31 protein-coding genes and 1 pseudogene are annotated in these 21,211 nt (G+C 68.7%); 7 read left to right on the top strand and 25 right to left on the bottom strand.

Features of this window, described 5'->3' with window-relative positions; all coding sequences use genetic code 11:
* Positions 1–85 precede the first annotated feature (85 nt).
* The 19 genes from NQK81_RS30705 to NQK81_RS30615 all read right to left on the bottom strand — a co-directional run bounded on the left by NQK81_RS30705 (position 86) and on the right by NQK81_RS30615 (position 8,961).
* Complete coding sequence (locus NQK81_RS30705; RefSeq protein WP_063275876.1) at positions 86–361, bottom strand: HNH endonuclease signature motif containing protein; 276 nt, start codon at positions 359–361, stop codon at positions 86–88.
* Positions 362–589: 228 nt separating this feature from the next.
* Positions 590–1,171, bottom strand: coding sequence for a hypothetical protein (locus NQK81_RS30700; protein ID WP_257484279.1), 582 nt, complete (start codon positions 1,169–1,171; stop codon positions 590–592).
* Positions 1,168–1,953: a DUF7340 domain-containing protein gene (locus NQK81_RS30695; protein WP_257484278.1), complete on the bottom strand. Its 786-nt coding sequence runs from the start codon at positions 1,951–1,953 to the stop codon at positions 1,168–1,170. The genes NQK81_RS30700 and NQK81_RS30695 overlap by 4 nt, the downstream gene beginning before the upstream one ends.
* Positions 1,950–2,339, bottom strand: coding sequence for a hypothetical protein (locus NQK81_RS30690; RefSeq protein ID WP_257484277.1), 390 nt, complete (start codon positions 2,337–2,339; stop codon positions 1,950–1,952). The genes NQK81_RS30695 and NQK81_RS30690 overlap by 4 nt, the downstream gene beginning before the upstream one ends.
* Positions 2,336–2,563 carry a zinc finger domain-containing protein gene (locus tag NQK81_RS30685; protein WP_257484276.1) on the bottom strand — a complete coding sequence of 76 codons (228 nt, stop codon included), beginning with the start codon at positions 2,561–2,563 and terminating at the stop codon, positions 2,336–2,338. Before NQK81_RS30685 ends, NQK81_RS30690 begins: the two co-directional genes overlap by 4 nt.
* Positions 2,560–3,573 (bottom strand): HNH endonuclease, encoded by a 1,014-nt coding sequence (locus NQK81_RS30680; RefSeq protein WP_257484275.1) that lies wholly within the window; start codon positions 3,571–3,573, stop codon positions 2,560–2,562. The genes NQK81_RS30685 and NQK81_RS30680 overlap by 4 nt, the downstream gene beginning before the upstream one ends.
* Positions 3,574–3,827: 254 nt before the next feature.
* On the bottom strand, positions 3,828–4,262 hold the full coding sequence (locus NQK81_RS30675; protein ID WP_257484274.1) for a hypothetical protein: 435 nt from the start codon (positions 4,260–4,262) through the stop codon (positions 3,828–3,830).
* Entirely contained in the window at positions 4,259–4,492 is a 234-nt protein-coding gene (locus tag NQK81_RS30670; RefSeq protein ID WP_257484273.1) for a hypothetical protein, read from the bottom strand. The genes NQK81_RS30675 and NQK81_RS30670 overlap by 4 nt, the downstream gene beginning before the upstream one ends.
* The gene (locus NQK81_RS30665; RefSeq protein ID WP_257484272.1) at positions 4,492–4,881 is read right to left on the bottom strand and encodes a hypothetical protein; all 390 of its coding nucleotides are present in this window, start codon (positions 4,879–4,881) and stop codon (positions 4,492–4,494) included. Before NQK81_RS30665 ends, NQK81_RS30670 begins: the two co-directional genes overlap by 1 nt.
* Positions 4,881–5,228: a hypothetical protein gene (locus tag NQK81_RS30660; RefSeq protein WP_257484271.1), complete on the bottom strand. Its 348-nt coding sequence runs from the start codon at positions 5,226–5,228 to the stop codon at positions 4,881–4,883. The genes NQK81_RS30665 and NQK81_RS30660 overlap by 1 nt, the downstream gene beginning before the upstream one ends.
* A 261-nt stretch (positions 5,229–5,489) precedes the next feature.
* Complete coding sequence (locus tag NQK81_RS30655) at positions 5,490–5,822, bottom strand: hypothetical protein (RefSeq protein ID WP_257484270.1); 333 nt, start codon at positions 5,820–5,822, stop codon at positions 5,490–5,492.
* Entirely contained in the window at positions 5,819–6,481 is a 663-nt protein-coding gene (locus tag NQK81_RS30650) for a DNA translocase FtsK (RefSeq protein WP_257484269.1), read from the bottom strand. Before NQK81_RS30650 ends, NQK81_RS30655 begins: the two co-directional genes overlap by 4 nt.
* A complete protein-coding gene (locus NQK81_RS30645; protein WP_257484268.1) occupies positions 6,478–6,954 on the bottom strand; it encodes a hypothetical protein in 477 nt (158 codons plus the stop codon). The genes NQK81_RS30650 and NQK81_RS30645 overlap by 4 nt, the downstream gene beginning before the upstream one ends.
* Complete coding sequence (locus NQK81_RS30640) at positions 6,951–7,397, bottom strand: SsgA family sporulation/cell division regulator (protein WP_257484267.1); 447 nt, start codon at positions 7,395–7,397, stop codon at positions 6,951–6,953. Before NQK81_RS30640 ends, NQK81_RS30645 begins: the two co-directional genes overlap by 4 nt.
* The gene (locus tag NQK81_RS30635; protein ID WP_257484266.1) at positions 7,394–7,648 is read right to left on the bottom strand and encodes a hypothetical protein; all 255 of its coding nucleotides are present in this window, start codon (positions 7,646–7,648) and stop codon (positions 7,394–7,396) included. The genes NQK81_RS30640 and NQK81_RS30635 overlap by 4 nt, the downstream gene beginning before the upstream one ends.
* On the bottom strand, positions 7,645–7,947 hold the full coding sequence (locus NQK81_RS30630) for a hypothetical protein (protein ID WP_257484265.1): 303 nt from the start codon (positions 7,945–7,947) through the stop codon (positions 7,645–7,647). Before NQK81_RS30630 ends, NQK81_RS30635 begins: the two co-directional genes overlap by 4 nt.
* Entirely contained in the window at positions 7,944–8,378 is a 435-nt protein-coding gene (locus NQK81_RS30625; protein WP_257484264.1) for a hypothetical protein, read from the bottom strand. Before NQK81_RS30625 ends, NQK81_RS30630 begins: the two co-directional genes overlap by 4 nt.
* 95 nt (positions 8,379–8,473) lie before the next feature.
* Positions 8,474–8,626 (bottom strand): hypothetical protein, encoded by a 153-nt coding sequence (locus NQK81_RS30620; RefSeq protein WP_257484263.1) that lies wholly within the window; start codon positions 8,624–8,626, stop codon positions 8,474–8,476.
* Positions 8,626–8,961, bottom strand: coding sequence for a helix-turn-helix domain-containing protein (locus NQK81_RS30615; RefSeq protein WP_257484262.1), 336 nt, complete (start codon positions 8,959–8,961; stop codon positions 8,626–8,628). Before NQK81_RS30615 ends, NQK81_RS30620 begins: the two co-directional genes overlap by 1 nt.
* A gap of 182 nt (positions 8,962–9,143) precedes the next feature.
* On the opposite strand from NQK81_RS30615, the gene NQK81_RS30610 reads away from it, so the two are divergent.
* The gene (locus NQK81_RS30610; protein WP_257484261.1) at positions 9,144–9,665 is read left to right on the top strand and encodes a helix-turn-helix domain-containing protein; all 522 of its coding nucleotides are present in this window, start codon (positions 9,144–9,146) and stop codon (positions 9,663–9,665) included.
* Positions 9,666–9,848: 183 nt separating this feature from the next.
* Entirely contained in the window at positions 9,849–10,151 is a 303-nt protein-coding gene (locus tag NQK81_RS30605) for a hypothetical protein (protein ID WP_257484260.1), read from the top strand.
* A 46-nt stretch (positions 10,152–10,197) separates the two neighbouring features.
* Here NQK81_RS30605 and NQK81_RS30600 read toward each other — a convergent pair whose 3' ends face one another.
* Entirely contained in the window at positions 10,198–11,766 is a 1,569-nt protein-coding gene (locus tag NQK81_RS30600; RefSeq protein ID WP_257484259.1) for a recombinase family protein, read from the bottom strand.
* Positions 11,767–11,798: 32 nt separating this feature from the next.
* Between NQK81_RS30600 and NQK81_RS30595 the strand changes: the two are divergent.
* Positions 11,799–12,761: pseudogene (locus NQK81_RS30595) on the top strand (AMP-binding enzyme); the annotation flags it as partial.
* Between the two features lie 109 nt (positions 12,762–12,870).
* On the top strand, positions 12,871–14,451 hold the full coding sequence (locus tag NQK81_RS30590) for a beta-N-acetylhexosaminidase (protein WP_257484258.1): 1,581 nt from the start codon (positions 12,871–12,873) through the stop codon (positions 14,449–14,451).
* Positions 14,452–14,500: 49 nt separating this feature from the next.
* Here NQK81_RS30590 and NQK81_RS30585 read toward each other — a convergent pair whose 3' ends face one another.
* Together NQK81_RS30585 and NQK81_RS30580 are read right to left on the bottom strand one after the other, a co-directional pair.
* The gene (locus NQK81_RS30585; protein WP_257484257.1) at positions 14,501–15,112 is read right to left on the bottom strand and encodes a TetR/AcrR family transcriptional regulator; all 612 of its coding nucleotides are present in this window, start codon (positions 15,110–15,112) and stop codon (positions 14,501–14,503) included.
* Entirely contained in the window at positions 15,102–15,797 is a 696-nt protein-coding gene (locus NQK81_RS30580; RefSeq protein ID WP_257484256.1) for an MOSC domain-containing protein, read from the bottom strand. The genes NQK81_RS30585 and NQK81_RS30580 overlap by 11 nt, the downstream gene beginning before the upstream one ends.
* 40 nt (positions 15,798–15,837) lie before the next feature.
* Between NQK81_RS30580 and NQK81_RS30575 the strand changes: the two genes are divergently transcribed.
* Positions 15,838–16,410, top strand: a complete 573-nt coding sequence (locus NQK81_RS30575; protein WP_257484255.1) for a TIGR03086 family metal-binding protein — start codon at positions 15,838–15,840, stop codon at positions 16,408–16,410.
* On the opposite strand, the gene NQK81_RS30570 is transcribed toward NQK81_RS30575, so the two are convergent.
* Both NQK81_RS30570 and exaC read right to left on the bottom strand, forming a co-directional pair.
* A complete protein-coding gene (locus NQK81_RS30570) occupies positions 16,364–16,747 on the bottom strand; it encodes a DUF779 domain-containing protein (protein ID WP_257484254.1) in 384 nt (127 codons plus the stop codon). The genes NQK81_RS30575 and NQK81_RS30570 overlap by 47 nt on opposite strands.
* Positions 16,747–18,270 (bottom strand): acetaldehyde dehydrogenase ExaC, encoded by a 1,524-nt coding sequence (exaC, locus tag NQK81_RS30565; protein ID WP_257484253.1) that lies wholly within the window; start codon positions 18,268–18,270, stop codon positions 16,747–16,749. The genes NQK81_RS30570 and exaC overlap by 1 nt, the downstream gene beginning before the upstream one ends.
* 105 nt (positions 18,271–18,375) lie before the next feature.
* Here exaC and NQK81_RS30560 point away from each other — a divergent pair, with 105 nt between their 5' ends.
* Positions 18,376–19,866, top strand: coding sequence for a helix-turn-helix domain-containing protein (locus tag NQK81_RS30560; RefSeq protein ID WP_257484252.1), 1,491 nt, complete (start codon positions 18,376–18,378; stop codon positions 19,864–19,866).
* Here NQK81_RS30560 and NQK81_RS30555 read toward each other — a convergent pair.
* On the bottom strand, positions 19,829–20,416 hold the full coding sequence (locus tag NQK81_RS30555; RefSeq protein ID WP_257484251.1) for a DinB family protein: 588 nt from the start codon (positions 20,414–20,416) through the stop codon (positions 19,829–19,831). The two genes, NQK81_RS30560 and NQK81_RS30555, sit on opposite strands and share 38 nt — an antisense overlap.
* Before the next feature lie 264 nt (positions 20,417–20,680).
* Here NQK81_RS30555 and NQK81_RS30550 point away from each other — a divergent pair, with 264 nt between their 5' ends.
* Positions 20,681–21,163, top strand: a complete 483-nt coding sequence (locus tag NQK81_RS30550) for a hypothetical protein (protein ID WP_257484250.1) — start codon at positions 20,681–20,683, stop codon at positions 21,161–21,163.
* The last annotated feature ends 48 nt before the right edge of the window (positions 21,164–21,211 follow it).

The following is a 21,211-nucleotide window of genomic DNA, read 5'->3' as shown; positions in this document are numbered from 1 at the left end:
TGTCCCGGAGCGCGGTGTTGAGGTTGCCTGGCGTCATGCACCGGTGCGGCTGGTGCTTCTGTCGTTTGATCCACGGCATGCGCGGTCACCACCTACGGGAAGTCGGCATCGGCGCCTCGGCCGCGCGGTTGCCGCGGCTCGAGTTGCACCTGCGATGGGCGGGGCGTGCGTTGTCGAGGGTGTCCGGTCCGCCCTTGCTGCGCGGCACGATGTGGTCGGCGGTGAACGACATCTTGTGTCTGGCCGGTAGGCCGAGGTCGATCCGGTGCCCGCACAACCCGCACGCCGCGCCGGACGCTGCCGCAATCTCGCGCAACTGTGCCGTGACCCGGCGCCACGGCCTGCCGTTCGCCGAGCCCATCCCCCACCCCGAAGTGTTGGGCCGGGCCTCGGACACGTGGAGTCCGAACAGCGGCCCGGCGGCGACGGCGCTACCACGTCAGCCATGACGTAGATCTCCTGAGGGCGGCGAGAACGAGAGAAGCCCCGACCAGTGGCCGGGGCTTCTCTCGGTGCCGTGTCCGGGCACACTTCGCCTAAGTGCCCCCAGTATGCAGAACGATCACTCGCCTGTCGAACAGGGGTTCGGCTACCGCGTGTCGGCGGGCAGCGACAGGTCGGCGCACGCGGCGGCGATCGCCTCGAGCGCGGCGAACGTGTCGGCCGAGGCAACCATTGCCCGGTTGATCAGCGCTTGTACTCGCTGGTTCTCGGCCGGGTCGTCCTCGTACAGCCGCGCCACGGTGCGGCCGAGTTCCTCGAGGCTGTTCGTCACGGTCTGCTGCTCGTCGTAGGGGGGATCGAACAGCGGGGTAATCGGCTGGTCGGGGTCGGGGATGAACTCGGCGGCGAGCAGCGAGGGCAGCCGCAGCTCGAGTGGGTGCGGCCGGTCGCCCGCAAAGCGGTTCGCCTCCCACACGTCGAGCAGCTCGAGCAGCCCGTCGACCCGGCGCACCTCGCGCGCGGCCAAGTGGCCGGGCAGCTGTTCCGCGGTTGCCTTGGCGCCGGTGAGGCGGGCTCGCACGAACTCGGCGACCTCGTCGACGGGCTGCCCGGCGTGCGGGTGGTGGCGCCGGCTGTTCGAGTTCGGGCAACCGGGCTCGAAACAGTTGCCGTTGACGTTGTGCGCGTGCTCGCATCCGACGGTCGGCCGGTCGTTGTCGGTCGTCATGGACGTGTTCCCCCTTGCGGTTCGGAGTTCACTGCAGCAGATCGCGCGGGCGCCTGGTCGTCGTTACGGTCCGGGTCGCCGGTGTGAGTGACCGGAACCTCGGATCGGTGGCCGTTGCCCTCGGCGCTGCTGCGCAGCCGTGGGCGTCGGGCCTGCTCCACGGTGAGCACGCCCTGCAGGAACTCGAGGTTTTCCGGGCCCCACACCTGCCCGCAGCCGAGGCAGGTGCAGCCGGTGCGGGCGTCGAGGGCGAGCGCTGGGGACTGGACCAGTTCGCCGGTGCTGGGGTCGAGGCGCCACACCATGCCCTGCCCGCACGCGGGGCACGCGGCGGCGACGTGCAGCCGTCGCGGTGGGTCGAGCAGTTCCTCGATCCGCTCGACCATGTACCGCAGCTCGAGCACGGCGGCCGCGACCCGGTTGACCTCGGCCCATCGCCCGACGATGCCGGCGGTTGCCCGGATCCGGGACACGACATCGGCGTCTTGTACCAGCGCGTTGAAGTGCAGGGTGGCGGCCTCGCGGTCGAGGTGGCGCTGCAGGTCGGCCGCAGCAACCCGGATCGGGACACCGGGCGAGCTGCCCGATGCCTTGCCGGTCTCGCCGCCGTGCGCGTGGGCCTGGCGCAGCTGCTCGAGCAATCCCGGTTTGGTGTGGGTCGTGGTGCTCATGTCGTCGCGGATCACCTTGAGGGTGATCGGGTCGGTGAGCTTGGCGGCGAGCGCGGCGAGTTCGGCCTGCCACTGCCGCAGGGTCTTCGGGTCGGTCGGTTCGGCGGTCACGGGCGGGTTCCCCTCGCGTTGATCGTGCGCGGCGGCCGGGGCTGCCGGGCGGGTCCGGTGTTGCGGGTGCGGGTGAGTTCGAGCGCTCGCGCGAACCGGTCGGCTGCGTTGAGTGCGGCGATCTCGTTGAGGTCGGCGAGCGCGGGCACGGTGGCCTGCAGTGCCTCGGCGAGCGCGGCGAACGACCGGGCGATGTGGACGGCGGCGGCCGCGACTCCGGGCGTGATGGCGGCGAGCGTCGACCGGGCGACGTTGTCGACCATCCGGGCATGGGCGTAGTGCGCCTCGGCGACGCTGCGCTGCCACGGCTCGAGGTCGACACCGACCACGGTCTCGATGAAGTCGACGACGTCGGCCGGGTCGGGGCGTTCGGGTTCGGCGGTCATTGGGGATCGCGCTCCTGTCGGTGGTGGTCGGCCGCCCGGATCCGTCGCCAGTGGGCGGGGGCATGTAGTGGTCGGCCGTCGGGGGTGAGGCACGGGCGGCCGGCGGGCTGGTGGCATTCGGGGCAGTCGACGGCGAGGGCGAGTTCGCGTTCGCGCTCAAGGAGTTCGGCCGCGGCGAGGTCGTCGAGTTCGCGGTTGTTGAACTGGCCCCGGTAGCGGGTCACCGGACATCGCCCGGCGGTTGCGGTGGCGGGGGCGGTGTGGCAGTGCGGGTGTAGGGGTTGGGGGCGAGTTGGTCGCGGGGTGTGTCGGCGGGGCCCACGGTGGGGCGGTGGCCGTTGGGTCCTGCATCGCCTACGCGGTCCCGGTAGGTGGTGGGGCCTGTCTGGGGAGCTACCCCGTCCCGTCCCCTACCCGTCCCGGTAGTCATCGCGTCGGTGATTCCGTCGGTGATCATGGGGTTCTGTGGCTGATTTTGGGCAGGGTCGGGCCTGGTGTTGGTGGCGGATTCCGCTGGTGGGACTTGGTTTCCGGTCGGGATGGTGTTCTGCGCGGGATCCGGGTCGGTTTCTGGTCGATCCGGTGATCGGCCGGTGATCGGCGGTTGATCCGGCGTTGATTCGGCGTTGATCGCGGCGAGGTTCGGCGGGGGCAGCAGGATGAGCCCGGCGGCCTCCGGGGTGCAGTCCTTCTTGCGTCCGTTGCAGCCACGGCACGCGACGACCAGGTTGTCGGCACCGGCGGCGATCTTCGGGTCGACGTGGTCGAGCACGCCACCGGCCGGGGTCTTGCGGTCGGCCCACTTCACGGTGATGCCGCAGTACCGGCAGGCCATGCCGTCGCGGGCCTTGACCGCGGCCCTGAGTTCCTTGTCCTTGAGTTCGCGTGTCTTGGCGCGGTGCACGTCGTTCTCGGCCCGTGAGGGGTTCTCGTCGAGGAAGGCGTGCACCCAGTAGCCGCCGAGTTCGGCGTTCCACTTCTTTCCCTCGAGGCATCGGCACTCGTCGCCGGGCTGGTGGATCATCGGCGGGCCGTCGCCGAGACGGACGTTGGTCAACGCCTTGAGTTCGCGCCGTGTGGCGATCTGCCTCGCCTTGAGGGCGGGCAGCCACCCGTCGGTGCGCTGCGCGCTCGCGTACTGCTTGAGGCGCGTCAGGGCCCCGTATGCCGAGTTGCCGACGGCGTGCACGAGAGGGTCGTCGTAACCGACGTCGTTGAGCCTCAGCCACGGCATGAGGCACCGCCCGGAATACGCGCGGAAACCCGGCGCCGCGCGGGCGCCGGGTTGGCGGGGTCGTGCCGGTGGATCACGGGGGTTTCTCCTTGTCCCAGTTGGAAAGCGGGGCCGGGTCGCCGTAGCGACTCCGGCCCCGCCCGGTCAGCGACCGCCCGTGTCTGCAGGGCGGTCGCCGGGATCGGCGTCGGGGTCGGGGTAGGGCACGCTGTCGATGTCCTCGCGCCACTTGAGCAGCAGTTCCTCGGGGTCGGTCACGTCGTCGTCTCCGATCCCCAAATCGCGTTGAGCCGGTAGACGTCGAGGAACGCGCGCAGCAGGTCGACAAGCCCCTCGAGCCCCTCGGCGGCCACGTGCCCGGTGACGACGTCCTGCGCGGCCTCGCCGTCGAGGTTCACCTGCGCCGTGATCGCCTTCATTGCTGTGAGTTCGGTCGGGTCGGGGGTTTCCTCGGCCTCGAGCGCGACCGGGCCGGGCGGGTTCATCAGCGCGCGCAGCGTCTCGCCGACCACGACCAGCCCGACCGAGATCAGCGACCACAACCGGCCGTAGCGGTCGATCGGGTCGCCCTCGCCGAGGTACTCGGCGACCACGGCGTCGGCGCTCTCGGGCGAGTCGGCGCCGGCGGCGCGGAGGAACACGGCGGCCGTGTCGACGATGTGCTCGCGGGTGTCGTTCTGGTCGCTCATGCCGTCGGCCCCTCGCTGTGCGGGGCGGTGTCGTCGGTGACGACGGAGAGGTCGACCGGGCGGTCGAGCACTACCGAGGCGCGCGGCACGCGCAGCGTGACCTCGGCGGGCTGCCCCGGCGACAGCGACACCTCGACTCCGGACACGATCCTTGAGATGTCGACGCCGCCGATGAACACGCGCGTCTTGCGGTCGGTCGCGACGATGCGGACGCGTTGCCGGTCGGTCATCACGCGCCCCCCGCCCTGGCGGGAGTCCACGGGTCGTACAGGGCGACGACGTCGCGCACGACCTCGGCCAGCAGCCGGGTGAACGCGTCGACCGGGTCGGGCGCGGCGGCCGCGGCGATGGTCGCCTCGAGCGTTCCGGCCTTGTCGCACACGGTGCCCCACACAGGGTGCCGGGAGTCGTCGAGGTCGTACGGTTCGGCAGGGCGAGCGAACGCGTCGGCGACGTGCGTCTCATTGAGCCCGGCGAGTAGCCGCTTGTTGGCGCCGCGGGCGATGTCCTGCATTGCCTCGAGTTCGCGGGCGGTCGGCGGCCGGTAGGCGGTCTGCAGCGCGATCACGTACCGGAGTACGACGTTGGCAGAGTTCGCCTCGGTGACGTTCAGTCCCATTAGGACACCGCCGAACCGGTCGGGGCCCACGACGCACGCCACGCGCGCAGCCGCTCGCCGAGTTCGTCGATCCGGCGCTGCGAGATCCAGCCGGTACGGCGGGCGGGCTCGCCGAGGTTGCCGCGCTCGCCGTTGGCGAGGTAGCCGAACAGCGTCTCGAGCAGACCGTCGGCGGCGAGCAGCTGCGCGTGCGCGGTGTTGACGGTCTCGAGCGCCTCGACCAGGACGGCGAGAACCGGGGCCATATCGGCGGCGCGGACGGGTTCGCGCGCGGCGCGGGCGAACCGCTCGCGCCACAGATCGCGATCGGCGTCCGTCATGGACGGCGCCGGGTCAGTGGCGGCCATGCTGGCACTCTCCTTTGGTTTGGTCGGCTTTTGCCTCTGCGAGAACGGCTTCGTACATGTCCACGTGGCCGCACGGGTTGTCCCAGACGTCGCACGACAAGTGCTGTCCGTCCTCGTAAAAGTTGTGGTTCCGGGGCTCGCCGCGCTGCCCGCCACACGTGGGGCAACAACGGGAGATCTCGACACGTCGGATGGCGGGATACGGCGCCGAAGTCCCCCAACCCGACCGGTCGATCACCCGGACCGACATCGTCTGTTCGGTCATGCTGGTGTCCTCTCGTCGAGTTCGGGGGTGGTCGGGCGGTACTGCTCGAGTTCGGCGACGGCGGTCTCGGCTGCGAGGGTCTGCGCCTTGAGCGCCTCGCCGAGGCGGGCGGTTTCGTCGGCCAACACGGCGTTGTCGGCCTCGAGCGCGGCGAGGTAGGCGCGGCTGTCGACGAACAGCGGGTCGATCACCCGGTGCTGCACGTTGTCCGCGAGGTAGGCCGCGAAGTCGGGCAGCGGGGCCTCGACGTGGTGGCGGTGGGCCCACTGCGCGGTGGCCTGCCGGATCACGGTCGTGAGGTCCTCGCGCGGGCGGGGCGCGCACGTCACGACTGCTCCGGATCAGTGGCGGCGTCGTCGGCCTGGTCCTCGTCGGCGCGCGGGCCGCGGATCGCCTCGACGATCGCGGGCAGGTCGGCGGCCTCGGCGATCACCGGCGGTTCCTTGCTGCCCTCGGCCTCACCGACCACCTTCCGGCGCCGCAGCTCCTGCATGAGCCGTTCGGCGGCCGCGCGGCCGATACGCAGCTTGCGGGCGAGCATGGACACCGACGCGAGGTTCGCCGTGATCACCAGATCAGCGGCCTGACAGATCAGGTCGACCTCTTCCGGGGTCTTGCTCGAGCTTGAGCCGGGGAACGACACGACCACCCCGGCGCCGTCGCGCAGCAAGTCGCCGGCGGCGTCGGCCGGGGCGGTCTCGGTCTTCTCGAACGGCAACGCCTGCTGCCCGGTCCGCTGCTCGTACGCCTCTTGCCACACCCGGCGCAGCGACTTCGCGTCCGCGCTCGAGCCGGGCCACGCCTCGACGGCGACAATGCGCGCGGTCGGGATCACCTCGCCCGACTCGATGTTCGTTGTGACCTTCTCCGTGGTGACGATGGCGACGATCAGGTGCGTGGAGGTCGGGTTGTCCAGCAGCGCGGCGCCGATCATGCCGATGCCGTTCTTGTCGTCCTTGGGCAGCCGCCCGGACAGGCTCACGCTCATGTGTGCGTTCCCTTCGTGGTGTCGTGGTGCTCACCGGGCGGGAGCGCGGTGAACTCGGCTTCACGGGCCGAGGCGGGAGTGCCGCGAGGGTGGAGCGCGACCAGGTACACCCACCCGACGGCCGTCCACTCGCGACGGGCGACGACGCAGCGCAGGTTGCCGCGCAGCAACAACGGCTGGTCGACCTCGAACGCGGGCGGGCTGGTCGGGTAGTCCGTCGGATCCGGTGCTGCCTCGGCGGTCTGGCCGTAGTAGTCGGCCGCGGCCTGCCACGCGAGGTGATGCGGGCACGCCTCGAGCTTGAGCCACGCGCACGCGGGGCAGTTCGTGTTGTCCGGGCCGGGCGTGTACTGCAGAAGCGGGTTACGCGGGTAGTCGTAGCCCGACACGACCGTCGTGTCGGTCTTGCGGCGGCGGGCGGGGCGGCGGTCGCCGTCGCCGCCCACCACCGACAGGTGCGAACGCGTGCTCACGCCGCGCCCGACGCGATGCGCGCGAGTTCGGCGTCGACCGCGGCCTCGTCGACCTGGTCGGCCTCGGCGCCGAGCGGCACGAGTAGTTCGGTCGCGTCGATCACGTTGTCGATCTCGGAGTGATCGAACGAGAACAGGAAGGCCGGGCACTTTCGGCAGTTGCACCGCAGCGTGATCTCGACCCACTGCGACAACAACGGCTGCACGAACACGCGCCCGTCGGCGCCGGTCGGTTCGATCCGGCCACGGTCGAGCAGCTCGCGGGCGAACCGGTACTCGGCCTCGAGCGCGGGCATGTGCATGCGGATGGCCCACGGGTCGGTGCGGTCGTAGCGCCATTCGATGGTGATCCGCCGGGCCTCGGGGCCGATGGCGGCACCGCTGATCTTCCGCACGATCAGCTGCGCGGCGGTGAAGAACGAGACCTCGCGGGCGTCGATCATCGGGACTTTCCTTCCTGGACAAGAGGCACCCACTCGGCGACCTGGTCGTCGCGGAGTGCCTGCAGGACGTAGGCGAGACGGAAACCGGGCGGCACGTAGACCACCGACCACGGGCGGCGCAGGCACCCGCCGCGGTCGCTCCGGATCGCGACCACGCCGTCGAACGACTCACGCACCTCGAGCCGCGGCGGAACCGGGACGGGCCGCGGCTGCGACGGCGGGGGCGGCGGGATGTCGAGGCGGACCGTCATCGCTGCCCGCCCCGCTCGCCGTCGACCTCGGCGGCGCGGTCGGCGCGGACCTCGGCGACCGTGCGGTCGAGCTCGCCGAACACCTGCCGCGTGCGTTCTTCGGGGTCCTCGCCGAACTCGCCGCCCGTCAGCTGCCACAGCAGCGACAGCGCGGACGACAGACCACCGACGCGGGCGCCCTCGCGCCACGCGCCGCCCTTCGCGAGCGTCTCGGCCTGGTCGCGTTCCTGCCGCAGCGTGGACGTGAAGACGTTGAGCGCCTCGCGCAGCTGCGCCTCGGTCAGCCGATCCGCGGTCACGGGCACACCTCGAGACGGATCGGGCGCGTGAAGTCGATGCGCTCAACAAGGGCCTGCCGCACCGGGCCGTAGGGGCGCATCGCGCAGACGTGGCACACCTCGGCCACCTGCAGCGGGTTGTGCGGGTCGTGCGGATCCGGGGCGCCGTGCACCCGCACGGTGGTGATCCGGCGCGATCCGGGGCACCAACCGCACTCGGTCGGCAAGAAGTCCGGGGCGAGCTTGACCTCGACGTCGCCGAGCGTGCGCAGCTGCATCGCCCGCACGTCGGGGTGGTCGATCAGGTCGCCGACGGCCGGAAGGATCCGGGTCGCCTCGACCGGCGCGACGAACGCGCGGCCGGTCACCCGGCGGAACCACGTCCGGAACGACGTCGGACGGCATGAACGATGGCGGCCGCCGGTGGCGGCGGTATTCTTCGCTGCGATCATGAGGGCACTTCCTCTTGGTCGGGGCCCCGCGGGGCCTTGCCCGTCTCGTGCCTGCACGCGCGAGGCGGGCTCTTTTTCTTGCAGGGGACTGGGGTTCACGCGGCCTTGCTGACGGCCTGATCGCGACGGCGGACCGGGGGCAACATCTGCCGGACTCGCTGCCGTTCGGTCGGGCTCAAGGGGTTCGCCGTGGCGACCACGCGCCGGATGAACTGTTCGCGGGTCTCGCCCGCCTCGGCCTGCAGCATCACGGCGCACCGGCGAGTGCTCTGTCATCGGCGACCCGACGGGGGCCGGTCCGCTCCTTCTCGACGTCCTGCCTGCGCGTGGGGCCGGTCGGCCCGGTCGGCTGCAGGGGCGGGTCGGTCGGGTCCCCGGTCGGTTTGGCGGCGACGATGTCGTCGGGGTTCAGCTCCAGGGCGCGAGCAAGGCGATTGATCATGCGCATACCCGGCTTGTCCGCGCCGCGCAGGATGTTCGACACATAGTTCGAGGTCGACCCGACCAGTGCGGCAAGTTCACCGTTCGAGATGTCGCGCTCGTCACGCTTTCGGCGGAGAAGTTCGTGGTTCACGACTGGCATGAGCCAGACATTGCCAGACTTTTCAAGACAGTACAACCCGTGTTTTCGAGCCTTAGCCCGGTTAGCGGATGGCAAACTCTTGAATCTTCTGTATTTTACTTGGCATGCACCCGGTATGGAGTGGCGACGCACCCCCTGGTCGGCGGCTGGTTCTCTGTAAAACTCTTGGATACTCTCGCCGCGTGACGACCACGCGACGCAAGGAAGTCGGGCGGAAGATCAAAGAGGCGCGAAGGAAGGCTCAGCACACGAGTCAGGAAGCTTTCGCCGCGGCGATCGGCAAGCACGAAAGCAGCGTCGCCAACGCGGAGCGGGGAAGCGACCGCGTCGGCGATGCCGTCTACGAAGCGATCGAGGACGGCATTGATTGGCCGGCCGGAAGCATCACGGCCTACATCAACGGCACCGGCCCGCGGCCATGGGAGATCGCCCCGCGGGAACCGGCGCCCGTTCAACCGGAACCGCCGGCGCACCCAGCCGAGAGCAACCCCAGCGACGGCCTACTCGCCGAGTGGACGTCGGACGAGATCGCGCGCATTGAGGGGATGAGCCTCGACCAGATCGAGGCCGAGGGGCGAAGCATCGGACGATTCAGCGGCGATGATGCGCGGGCCCGCTACCTTCACGATGCCGCGGTGATCAAACTACGCAGGGCGCCCGAGTCCACACGGAACACTGAGAAGTCGCGCACTCTAGGGAGCTGACCAGCGGCGGACCAACGTCCTTTATCGACCCTCGCCCGATGTGCAACCGTGGCGTTACCGGATGTCTGCCGGTCGGGCGAATGTTGAGATTTCTCCTAACGATGTGTCACATCATCCGATGTCCCCGCGATAGGCAAGGTGCAAAGGGGTTATCCCGTTACACCGAGGGAGGGAGTGCACACGTTGACCACCCAGGACATGACGTCGGCTAGCCACACCACGCTGCCGGCGCCGCGCGTCGCCGTGTACCCGGCGCTGTACATCGCCACCGGCGTTGTGCTGGTCGTTGGGATCACGCTCGGCATCGTCGGCGCGATCCATGAATGGCCCCCGCAGCTGACGACGATCCACATTGGAACGGCTTTCGTGCTTGCCGTCCTGTCGTACAGGGCTGAGGTCACCTACAAGCGCCGCGCAAGGGTTGCGGCGTTGAGTGAGATCGACAGGCTAGAGCTCTGGTTGAACTACCGAGACCAGACCGACTAGCGGCCTGCCGGACGGGTTCGGGGTGGTCCCCGTCCGGCAGGCTCCCCTACGACTCAGCCACCCCGACCAGGTTGGCCGCTTCCCCCGGCTCAACCTCGGCCCCGGCAGGGCGGAAGAACTCGACTCGCTGCTCGATCGGCACGATGTGACCAGGCGTCGGTGACTTCTTGATCCTGAACTCACCTAGCCGACCAGGGCTGAAAACGTAGGCGACGATCTGCCGTTGGGCAGCTATGTCGCATTCCTCGAACCTTTCCCGCACATCGTCACCCGGCGCGAAGAATTCCCGGAGCTCCAGGGGCGTACGCAGCATGTCGACCCTCTGCTGCGCTGTCGCGAGGTCAGCCAGGACGCCCGGCTCCATTTCCGCGAATGCCTCAGGACTCATTTTGCGTTGACGCGTCAACGACTTCATTGATTGGTAATGCGCGTCGATATCAGCGAGCTTCTTCTGCGCCTCGTGAAGCTCCACGTTCCCACCGTCTCCGTGCTCCAATGAGGCGTATTCGTCCTCGCGCGAGAGGAAGCCGACAATCAGATCCGTGGCAAATTCGTCGACCAAGGCTTTTTGCACGCTAACGCAACCCTTGCCGCACCTATAAGTGGAGGATCCACGCTTGCCGCAGCCCGCAGCGATCGGGCCGGTGCATACCGCACACTTAGCGGTCATGCTCATGAGATGCCGCGCGCCCCCCGGACGCGTAGTCACCCTCTCTGCCCGCGAAAGGATGTCTTGAACGCGAAAGAACAGGTCCCGGTCGGCGTCGCCGTTTTCCAGCTTAAGGAGCGGCTCCCAATCCCCCTTGGTGATCATCACGTCTTCCGGGTTCGCCCTATACCACCGGATGATCTGACCGGGCACGTGGACACGGTCGCCAATATATGTCCTATTGCGAAGAACCTCCCGAATTTGATTACCGGTGAACGGCTTTCCGCGACCGTTAAGGACGCCTTCCGCGAGCCACTTTTTTTCGATCGAAAAGAGCGATTTTCCCTTGTCGACAGCCCTGAACGCGTCGATTACCAGTTGCCCTTTTTCCTCGTCCCAGGAGCGCCGTACCAGCTTGCCCGACTTCGGGTCGTACTCGCTCACCTGCGCGAACGAGAGGCGACCAGCTGCGCCGCCTCGAGCTGCACGTGCGGCCTGACTGCGCACCTGCCGTTCGGACGTCTTGCCGGATTCATACTCGGCATCGACGGCGGCGTCTTGGAGGTCCTTCCGGTCACGCGCCCGCGACAGGTCGTAGAGCCGTCCGTCGGTGTGGACCCAAACCCCAAGCTTTCGCTCGGCGAGCGTCTCGATGAGCCGGGCCCACTCGGACACTTTCCGGCTGCCGCGACTTGGCTCCCACAGCGCAAGGCCGTCGGCCTCAAACTCGCCCGACTCGAGGTCGCGCACCATGCGATCGAAGTTCGTGCGCGCCTTGCCCGCGTACCTCGATGCGCTGCCGATGTCGCGATACGGAGACGCGTGAAGCGTGAACCCCTCGGCCTCGCTGTCGGCCTGAAGATCGCTCCACTGTTCGTTGGGGGATCGTTCCTCGCCGCTCGCGTCCTTGGAAACCCGCAGGTAGGCGCGCAGATCGAGCGAGGCGACTTGCCGTTTTGTCGCCATGCGCCGTACGGTACCACTAAGAAGGTTTATCTGAAGGCAAACCTGTAAATACCCCGGACGCGGGAGCGTTCTGGCGCGTCATCGCCGACCACGGGGTGAAGGCGTTGTTCACCGCGCCGACGGCGTTGCGGGCGATCAAGAAGGTCGATCCGGACGCGGCCGAAATCGAAAAATACCAGCTCAGCGGATTCAAGACGTTGTTCATGGCCGGGGAACGGCTCGACCCGGAGACCTATCACTGGGCGCACGGGAAGCTCGGGGTGCCGGTGATCGACCACTGGTGGCAGACCGAGACCGGCTGGCCGATCGCGGCGAATCCGCGCGGACTGGAACCGATGCCGGTCAAACCCGGTTCCGCGACGAAACCGGTACCGGGCTGGGACGTGCGGATCCTGGATCAGGCGGGCGAACCGCTCCCCGCCGGCCAGGAGGGCGCCATCGCCATCAAGCTGCCGCTCCCGCCGGGTTCGCTGCCGACGCTGTGGCAGGACGACGAGCGGTATCGCGAGGCGTACCTTTCGCGGTACGAAGGCCACTACCTGACGGGTGACTCCGGATACGTCGACGAAGACGGCTACCTGTTCGTCATGGGCCGCACCGACGACGTCATCAACGTCGCGGGTCACCGGCTTTCGACCGGTTCGATGGAGGCCGTGCTGGCTTCACACCCCGCCGTCGCCGAATGCGCGGTGATCGGCGTCCGTGACCAGCTGAAGGGGCAGCTTCCGCGCGGTTTCGTGGTGCTGAAGTCGGGCACCGACGTCGACGCGGAAACACTCAAGGCCGAGCTGGTCGCGCTGGTGCGGCGGGACATCGGCCCGGTCGCCGCGTTCCGCGATGTGTCCATTGTGGACGCGCTACCGAAGACGCGGTCGGGGAAGATCCTGCGCAAGACCATGCGCGGGATCGCCGACGGCCGTGACGAACAGGTGCCGTCGACGATCGAGGACGCGAGCGTTCTCGATGCCCTGAAAGCGGTTCTGCGCGGCGAGTGACCGGTGATCGGTACGGCGTACTGGTCCGATCGGGTGTTGTCGCGTTTGCCCTATTGGTCTATACCTTCTCAGGGAAGAGAGTCTCCAGGTATCCGACCGGAGGTGCTCCATGAGTAAACACCTGTCCAGAACCGTGCTCGGCGTGGCGGTCCTGAGCCTCGTGACGCTCGGCCTGCCCGCGACGGCGAGCGCGGGGCAGCACGTCAAGGCCGAACGGACCGTCGCCGACGTCGTCCCGGCGCCGGTGGACGCGAAACCCGATCCCCGCTCCGACTTCCGGCTCGGTCCCGCGACCGTCATCCGCACCGACCGCGAAGGCAGGCAGGTCGCCGAGTACCTGGCAGGCCTGCTCCGGCCCGCCACCGGCTACCGGCTGCCCGTCGTCAGCGGTCACCGCGGCGGCGGCCCCGCCATCTCGCTCGAGACCGGCCACGCGAGCGGCCGTGTCGGCGCCGAGGGCTACCAGCTCAAGGTGTCGCGTTCCGGCGTGTCCTTGAAGGCGAACACCGACGACGGCCTGTTCCTCGGCGTGCAGACGCTGCGCCAGTTGCTCCCCTCCGCGATCGAGGCGAAGACCGTCCAGAAGCGCTCGTGGGTGGTCTCGGGCGGCACCGTGCTCGACTACCCGCGCTTCGGGTACCGCAGCGCGATGCTCGACGTCGCCCGGCACTTCTTCACGCCGGACCAGGTCAAGCTCTACATCGACCAGATCGCCCAGTACAAGATCAACAACCTCCACCTGCACCTGAGCGACGACCAGGGCTGGCGGATCGAGATCAAGAGCTGGCCGAAACTGGCGACCGTGGGCGGCCAGACGGCCGTCGGCGGCGCTCCCGGCGGCTACTACACGCAGGAGCAGTACAAGGACCTGGTGCGCTACGCGGCTTCGCGGCACATCACGATCGTTCCCGAGATCGACATGCCGGGGCACACCAACGCGGCCCAGTATTCCTACGCCGAACTGAACTGCGACGGCAAGCCGATACCGCCACGCACGGACATCGAGGTCGGCTACAGCTCGCTGTGCATCGGCAAGGACATCACCTACAAGTTCGTCGACGACGTCATCCGCGAACTGTCGGCGATCACCCCCGGGAAGTACATCAACATCGGTGGCGACGAGGCCCACTCGACCACGCCGGAGGACTACCAGACCTTCGCCACGAAGGTGCATCCGATCGTCGCGAAGTACGGCAAGACGATCACCGGCTGGCACGACATCGCCAAGACGAAACCGCCGGTTTCGGCCGTCCCGCAGTTCTGGGGCACGACCGGGACGGACGCCCACGTGGCCGAAGCAGCGGCGCGGGGCAACAAGATCCTGATGTCGCCCGCGAACAAGGCGTACCTGGACATGAAGTACCACCCGCAGACGCCGCTCGGGCTGAGCTGGGCCGGGCTGATCGAGGTCAAGACCGGTTACGACTGGGATCCGGCCACGTATCTGCAGGGTGTGTCGGAGAAGAACGTCATCGGCGTCGAGGCTCCGCTGTGGTCGGAAACGCTGATCACCAGTGACCACATCGAATTCATGGCGTTCCCGAGGCTTCCGGGGTACGCCGAGATCGGCTGGTCGCCGAAGGACTCCCGCACCTGGGACGCCTACCGGCTCCGGCTGGCGAAGCAGAGCCCGCGCTGGGTTCAGCAGGGCATCGACTTCTATCGGTCCACGCAGGTCGACTGGAAGTAGCACGTCATGAAAGGCCCCTTCATCGCGAAATTCGCGATGAAGGGGCCTTTCATCGCACGGCGGCGTCGTCGAGGCGGGCGGTGATGGCGGCCCGGGCCAGCGCGTAGGGCTCCGTACCCCCGAACATCACCGAATCGGCGTTCGCGGCCCGCCCGAGCGCGTTCAGTTCGAAGGCCAGCTGGTTCACGTCGACGGACTCCCGCAGTTGCCCCGCCTTCCGCGCTTCGACCGCGGTGGACCGGATGAACTGGGCGAAAGCGCGGCTCGCGTTCGCGACCGCGTCGTGCACCCGGCCGGTCCGCGCGTCGAATTCGGCGCCGGTGTTGAAGAAGAAACAGCCTCCCGGGAACACGCGGCGTTCCGAGTAGTCGAGCCAGTTCGCGCACAGCGCGCGCAGCCGCGCGATGCCCTGCTCGACCTTCAGTGTCGGCTCGACGACGTTCTCCGCGAAGATCGCGCTCGCCGTCTCGACCGCCGCGAGCTGCAGTTCCTCCTTGGAACCGAACAACGCGAACACCCCGGATTTGCTCAGTTCCAGTTCGGTGGCGAGCCTGCCGAGGGACAACCCGTCGAGCCCCTCGACGGACGCGATGTCGACGGCGCGCCGGAGCACGATCCGCCTCGTCGCGTCGCCGCGGGCCACCCGGCCGTCAACCGGCATTCCGTTCCCCTCGCCGCTTCTTCGCCGATTCCAGGCCGTCACGGTACTGCCGGGTGAGCGCCGGCGCCGCGAGCACCCGGTCGAGCAGCGACCAGTACGCGTCACGACGCTCGTCGTCCAGCTGGGCGACGTTCGTGAACGACGCGACGTAGACCTCGGCGATCGTCGGGCTCGCCGGATCGCGTTCTTCGAGCGTCATACGTCCCGACGTGGGGACCTCGCCCGTCCGGAGCACCCGCAGGTACCAGCCGCTGCGACCGGAATCGATCATGGCCGGGATGACGTCCTTGCGCCCGGTCTTCATCGCGAGCTTGAAGCACGGCGTGCGCGGCTGCGAGACCTGGACCAGCGCGTTTCCCCAGGCCCAGACGTCACCGACGCGCACGTCGTATTCGTCGGCGCCCGTCACCGACGCGTTCTCCCCGAAATCGCCCGCGACCACCGGGAAGCCCTGCTCGGCCCAGGCCGGGTAGTGCGTCGCCGGATAGACGTAAACCGCTTTGTCGACACCGCCGTGGACACTTCGGTCCGCTTGGTCGTCACCGGCCAGATTGATCTCGTCCAATTTCAAAGACGGCGCGTCCACCCGCGACTTCGCAATGGCGCTGTACACCGGGACGTCGCGCTTGATCCCCAGCACCGACGGCCGCCCGACGAAGACCTCGTTCACTTCGAGAGTGCTCACACCCTAGAAGATAGCACGATCGTTCGTATACATTGCCGCCATGGATCTCATCCCACTCACGACAAGAGCCCATCGCGCCGCCGGGGCCACGATCGCCGGAATCGGCGCGGACGACTGGGACCGCTCGACCCCCTGCGCCGAGTGGACCGTCCGCGACATCGTGAAACACCTGATCGAGGGGCACGATTCCCGCACCGCGCAGGCGACCGGCCGCCCGGTGAGGCCCCGGCCGTCGGCCGACGACGACCTCGCCAGGTCCTACGCAGCGAGTTCCGCCGAGTTCCTCGCGGCCTTCGACGGCGAAGCGCTGGAGAAGACCTTCGACTTCGGGAGCTTCGGCAAGCTCCCCGGGAAGAACGTGCTGGCCGTGCTGTTCGCCGACACCCTCACCCACCACTGGGACCTCGACACCGCACTGGGTCGTGAACACCAGTGGGACGACGAGCTCGCAGAGGCAGCGTTGAAGGTGGCGAGCCGCTATCCCGACGTGATGCCGGTGCGCGGGCCCGGCGGCGCCTTCGACCACGCTGTCGAGGCACCGCCGGGCGCCGGACCGGGCGACCGGCTCATCGCGTTGCTGGGCCGTTCAGCTCGGCCGACTCCGCATCGCTGAACAGCCGGGAGCGGACCAGGAAGCGGACCCCTTCGGGCGCCTCCAAGGAGAATCCGCTCCCCCGGCCCGGAACGACGTCGATGGTCAGATGCGTGTGCTTCCAGTACTCGAACTGGGGACCCGACATCCACACCGGAACGTCGTCGATGCCCTCGACGCTCAGGTCACCAAGGTGGACGTCGGACGCCCCGGTGCGGAATTCGCCCGCCGGGTAGCACATCGGGGCGCTCCCGTCGCAGCATCCGCCGGACTGGTGGAACATCACCGGTCCGTGGAGCGACACCAGCCGCCGCAGCAGCTCCGCGGCGGCCGGTGTCAAGCCGACCCGCTCGGCCATCAGAAGAACCCGAGCGCACTGTCCGAATAGGACACCAGCATGTTCTTGGTCTGCTGGTAGTGGTCCAGCATCATCTTGTGGTTCTCGCGCCCGATCCCGGACGCCTTGTAGCCGCCGAAGGCCGCGTGCGCGGGGTAGGCGTGGTAGTTGTTGACCCACACCCGGCCCGCCTGGATGTCGCGGCCGGCGCGGTAGGCGGTGTTGCCGTCGCGCGACCAGACACCGGCGCCGAGGCCGTACAGCGTGTCGTTGGCGATCTTCAGCGCGTCGGCGTAGTCGTCGAACCTCGCCACCGAGACGACCGGGCCGAAGATCTCCTCCTGGAAGATCCGCATCTTGTTGTCGCCCTCGAAGACCGTCGGCTGCACGTAGTAGCCGCCGGACAGTTCGCCGCCGAGGTCGCTGCGCTCGCCGCCGGTGAGGATCTTCGCGCCTTCCTTCCGGCCGATGTCGATGTAGGAAAGGATCTTCTCCAGCTGGTCGTTGGATGCCTGCGCGCCGATCTGCGTCTCGGTGTCGAGCGGGTGCCCCTGTTTGATCTTCTTGACGCGCTCGACGGCGTCGCCGAGGAACCGGTCGTAGATACCGGACTGGATCAGCGCCCGCGACGGGCAGGTGCAGACCTCGCCCTGGTTCAGCGCGAAGAGCGCGAAGCCTTCCTGAGCCTTGTCGTAGAACGCGTCGTTGGCCGCGGCGACGTCGTCGAAGAAGATGTTCGGGCTCTTGCCGCCGAGTTCGACGGTCACCGGGATGATGTTCTCGCTGGCGTACTGCAGGATCAGCCGTCCGGTGGTGGTCTCGCCGGTGAAGGCGACCTTCCGCACGCGGTTGCTCGACGCGAGCGGCTTGCCGGCCTCGACGCCGAAACCGTTGACGATGTTCAGCACGCCCGGCGGGATCAGATCGCCGATGAGCGACATGAGCAGATGGATCGACGCCGGGGTCTGCTCGGCGGGTTTGAGCACGATCGCGTTGCCCGCCGCGAGCGCGGGCGCGAGCTTCCAGACCGCCATCAGCAGCGGGAAGTTCCACGGGATGATCTGGCCGACGACGCCGAGCGGCTCGTGGAAGTGGTAGGCGACGGTGTTGTCGTCGATCTGCGAGATGCCGCCCTCCTGGGCGCGCAGGGCGCCGGCGAAGTAGCGGAAGTGGTCGATCGCGAGGGGGATGTCGGCGGCGAGGGTCTCGCGGACCGGTTTGCCGTTCTCCCACGATTCGGCGACGGCGATCGCCTCGAGGTTCTGTTCCATCCGGTCGGCGATCCGGAGCAGCACGTTCGCCCGCTCGTCCACCGAGGTCCGGCCCCAGGCCGCGGCCGCGCCTTCGGCCGCGTCGAGCGCGCGGTCGATGTCGGCGGCGGTGCCGCGGGCGACCTCGGTGAACACCTGTCCGGTCACCGGGGTGGGGTTCTCGAAGTACTGACCGCTCGCGGGCGGTACGTACTCGCCTCCGATGTAGTGGTCGTAGCGCGATTCGTAGCTGACGACGCTGCCTTCGGTGTTCGGTGCCGCGTACTTGGCCATCTTTCCTGCCTCATCGCTAGGGGTGACGGATGACGGCGAAGCTAGGGCGGGGGAGGTTGCACGCACGTTGCAACGAAGTGAGCGCGGTCACCTATCCTCGGAAACGTGGCGGAGCTGCCCGGAGGCGAAGCGTCGCCGCGTGACCCTCAGGCGTACGCGCGGCTGCTGAAGGATGTCCATGACGCCGTCCTCTCCGGTGTTCCCGCGCCGCGTTCCCCCAGGTCGATCGTGTCGGCTTCGTGGAATCGCTCGCTCGCCGCGCGCGTCGATCCGGACAAGGGCGTCGCGCCGCTGGTCTACGACTCCGGTGAGGTGAGCGGCCTGCGGGAGGAGCATCCGCTGGCGCCGGTGCTGCCGATCCTGCGGCAGACGCTGGTGAGCATCGCCGACGACGCAGAGCACATGATGATCGTGACCGACGCGGCCGGGCACATCCTGTGGCGCGAGGGCGCGGCGGGCGTGCTTCGGCGCGCGGACGGCGTGATGCTCGCCGAAGGCACCCGATGGAGTGAAGACGTCATCGGGACGAACGCGATGGGCACCACGCTCGCCACCGGGGAACCGGTGCAGATCTACTCGGCCGAGCACCTGGTGCGCACCTATCACGGCTGGACCTGCGCGGCCGCGCCCGTGCGCGACCCCGAGTCCGGTGCGCTGCTCGGGTCGATCGACGTCAGCGGCCCGCTGCGCACGGTCCATCCCGCGATGCTCGCGCTGGTGACGGCGGCCGCGCAGCTCGCCGAAGGCCAGTTGCGGGCCCGGCTCGCGATGCGCGACGAACGGCTGCGGGCTGCGAACATGACTCACCTGGAAGCGTTGCGCGGCGCGCCGGGCGCGCTGCTTTCAGCGAAGGGCCGCGTGCTGGCGGCCGAAGCGTGCGGCGATCTTCCCTCCACTGTGGACATCCGGCCCGGCGGCGGCGCGGTCACCCTGCCCGACGGGCGGCTCGGCACGGTGGAGCCGTTGAGCGAGGGCTACCTGCTGCGCCTGCGGAACCGGGCCCCGTCGAGGCGTCCGCGGCTCGCGCTGGAGTTCCTCACCGACGGACCGCCGACGACCACAGTGGACGGTCGCGACGTGCCATTCACGTTGCGGCACGCGGAGATCCTCACACTGCTCGCGCTGCATCCGGGCGGCCTCTCGGCGGAGCGGCTGGCCCTGCTGCTCTACGGCGAGAGCGGCAACCCGGTGACCGTCCGCGCGGAGATCCACCGGCTGCGGACGCAGCTCGGGTCCGACATCGTGCAGACGCGGCCTTACCGGCTTTCCGCCGAGATCGACGCCGACTTCCTGCGCGTCCGAGCGGCGCTCAAACGAGGCGACGTCGCCGGGGCCGCGAACGCGTTCCGCGGTCCGTTACTGCCCGAATCGGAGTCGCCCGCCGTGCGCGAAGAACGCGAATCGGTCACCGCGTCGGTCCGGCGGGTCGTCCTCGGCAGCGGGGACGCCGCGGCGCTGTGGTCGTACTGGGAGACCCCGACCGGGGCCGACGACCTGGAGATCGTCGACGCGCTGTGCCGGGTGCTCCCCGAGGGCGATCCACGACGCGCCGTCGCCTTCACGCATCGGGCCCGCGTCCTGTCCGGGCGGCCTTGACGGCTGCTCGTTCGATCCGGTCTCGCCTGGCCTCCCAGAAGGCCTCGTCGCGCTCCTCTCTGGCCGCCTCGGTCGAGCCGTCCAGCTGCTCGCGCAGGATGTCGGCGTGCCCGGCGTGGCGGGCGGTCTCGGTGAGCATGTGGACCAGGACGGCGAACAGGGTCACCCGCGGCCGCGGCCACCAGGGCACGTGACCGGGCGATTCGAGGGCCAGAGCCGCGATCGTCGCGTCGGAGTGCGCCCACGCGCGCCGGTAGCGAGCGACGACCTCCTCGCGGGTCTCGTGCTCGGTGACCCACAGGTCGGTGCCGCGCTGCCCGAGGTCGTCCCATCTGGGCAGGGGTTCGGGGAAAGGCCGGTCGAAGACCTCGCCGAAGTACCGGGATTCCCAGAGCGCCAGGTGCTTGACCAAACCGAGCAGGTTCGTGCCGGTCCGGGTCAGGGGACGGCGGATCTCGTACTCACCCAGTCCTTCGATCTTCTGGAGCAGCACCTCGCGGAGCTCTCGCAGATCGCCGTGCAGGTGCTCCTTCGCGACGTCATCGATCATGACCCGAGCCTGCCAGGTTCGTCCGGGAGAAGTTGGCGGAACCGATGGTCCGAGGCCCCGGCCTGGGCTCCTCCAGTATCCGTTTTCACCGAACAGGACGCGTTCTGCGGCCGCGACTGGACGCCGCCTCGACCGGCCGGCGAATGGATCGCCGGAAGTTCGCTGATGCCAACGGCAGCGTCGTACCCGGCGGCATGTGACTCGCCGACGTGGGCCGACGCAAATTGGACTGCGAACTCGTCGCCGGCCAGGCACCATGGCCGCGTGTCGGATCTTCACTGGGATCAGGTCAGGTGCTTCTTCGATCCTGACCTGATGGGGGCGCTTCCTGACGTGTTCGTCCCGGACGCCTCGGCGGAGGACTGGCAGGCTGTGTTCGACCTGGTCGAGGCGCGTGGTTGGCAGTGGGAATTCGTCCAGGGCGACACGTCGCTGCCCTTGTCCACTGACGCGCTCGCTCGCCCGCCCGATGCTGAATTGGTGGACCTGAAGGTCTGGCCGGTTCCGGGGATGCTCGCCATCTTCCGTCTCATGTCGGCCGAGAAGATCGACTTCGACATCGATCTGCGGGAGTTGCAGGGGCAAGACGGCGTCGACACCCTCTGCAGGTTCTTCGGCGAGATCGGGCGGAAACTGGGCAAGCCGGTGCTCATGACGCCGGAGGGTGGAAGCCAGGCCCACCCGGTCCTCGGATTCGATCCGGCGCTTGACCGAGTGGTGTTGCTGGCTGATCCGTTTGTCCGCTGATCTCCGATAACTGACAGCAACTTGAACTCAAGGGCCTGGTGGCTGCGG

Origin of the sequence: Amycolatopsis roodepoortensis (genome assembly GCF_024628825.1) — a bacterium.
GTDB lineage: Bacteria > Actinomycetota > Actinomycetes > Mycobacteriales > Pseudonocardiaceae > Amycolatopsis > Amycolatopsis roodepoortensis.
Note: the sequence above shows the minus strand (reverse complement) of the source record. Positions and strands in the feature narration are given on the sequence as shown.

Coding starts and splice junctions, on each gene's coding strand:
- NQK81_RS30705 (WP_063275876.1), bottom strand. CDS start 361: ATGGGCTCGGCGAACGGCAGGCCGTGGCGCCGGGTCACGGCACAGTTG.
- NQK81_RS30700 (WP_257484279.1), bottom strand. CDS start 1,171: ATGACGACCGACAACGACCGGCCGACCGTCGGATGCGAGCACGCGCAC.
- NQK81_RS30690 (WP_257484277.1), bottom strand. CDS start 2,339: ATGACCGCCGAACCCGAACGCCCCGACCCGGCCGACGTCGTCGACTTC.
- NQK81_RS30680 (WP_257484275.1), bottom strand. CDS start 3,573: ATGCCGTGGCTGAGGCTCAACGACGTCGGTTACGACGACCCTCTCGTG.
- NQK81_RS30675 (WP_257484274.1), bottom strand. CDS start 4,262: ATGAGCGACCAGAACGACACCCGCGAGCACATCGTCGACACGGCCGCC.
- NQK81_RS30670 (WP_257484273.1), bottom strand. CDS start 4,492: ATGACCGACCGGCAACGCGTCCGCATCGTCGCGACCGACCGCAAGACG.
- NQK81_RS30665 (WP_257484272.1), bottom strand. CDS start 4,881: ATGGGACTGAACGTCACCGAGGCGAACTCTGCCAACGTCGTACTCCGG.
- NQK81_RS30660 (WP_257484271.1), bottom strand. CDS start 5,228: ATGGCCGCCACTGACCCGGCGCCGTCCATGACGGACGCCGATCGCGAT.
- NQK81_RS30650 (WP_257484269.1), bottom strand. CDS start 6,481: ATGAGCGTGAGCCTGTCCGGGCGGCTGCCCAAGGACGACAAGAACGGC.
- NQK81_RS30640 (WP_257484267.1), bottom strand. CDS start 7,397: ATGATCGACGCCCGCGAGGTCTCGTTCTTCACCGCCGCGCAGCTGATC.
- NQK81_RS30635 (WP_257484266.1), bottom strand. CDS start 7,648: ATGACGGTCCGCCTCGACATCCCGCCGCCCCCGCCGTCGCAGCCGCGG.
- NQK81_RS30625 (WP_257484264.1), bottom strand. CDS start 8,378: ATGATCGCAGCGAAGAATACCGCCGCCACCGGCGGCCGCCATCGTTCA.
- NQK81_RS30620 (WP_257484263.1), bottom strand. CDS start 8,626: ATGCTGCAGGCCGAGGCGGGCGAGACCCGCGAACAGTTCATCCGGCGC.
- NQK81_RS30615 (WP_257484262.1), bottom strand. CDS start 8,961: ATGCCAGTCGTGAACCACGAACTTCTCCGCCGAAAGCGTGACGAGCGC.
- NQK81_RS30600 (WP_257484259.1), bottom strand. CDS start 11,766: ATGGCGACAAAACGGCAAGTCGCCTCGCTCGATCTGCGCGCCTACCTG.
- NQK81_RS30590 (WP_257484258.1), top strand. CDS start 12,871: ATGAGTAAACACCTGTCCAGAACCGTGCTCGGCGTGGCGGTCCTGAGC.
- NQK81_RS30585 (WP_257484257.1), bottom strand. CDS start 15,112: ATGCCGGTTGACGGCCGGGTGGCCCGCGGCGACGCGACGAGGCGGATC.
- NQK81_RS30575 (WP_257484255.1), top strand. CDS start 15,838: ATGGATCTCATCCCACTCACGACAAGAGCCCATCGCGCCGCCGGGGCC.
- NQK81_RS30570 (WP_257484254.1), bottom strand. CDS start 16,747: ATGGCCGAGCGGGTCGGCTTGACACCGGCCGCCGCGGAGCTGCTGCGG.
- exaC (WP_257484253.1), bottom strand. CDS start 18,270: ATGGCCAAGTACGCGGCACCGAACACCGAAGGCAGCGTCGTCAGCTAC.
- NQK81_RS30555 (WP_257484251.1), bottom strand. CDS start 20,416: ATGATCGATGACGTCGCGAAGGAGCACCTGCACGGCGATCTGCGAGAG.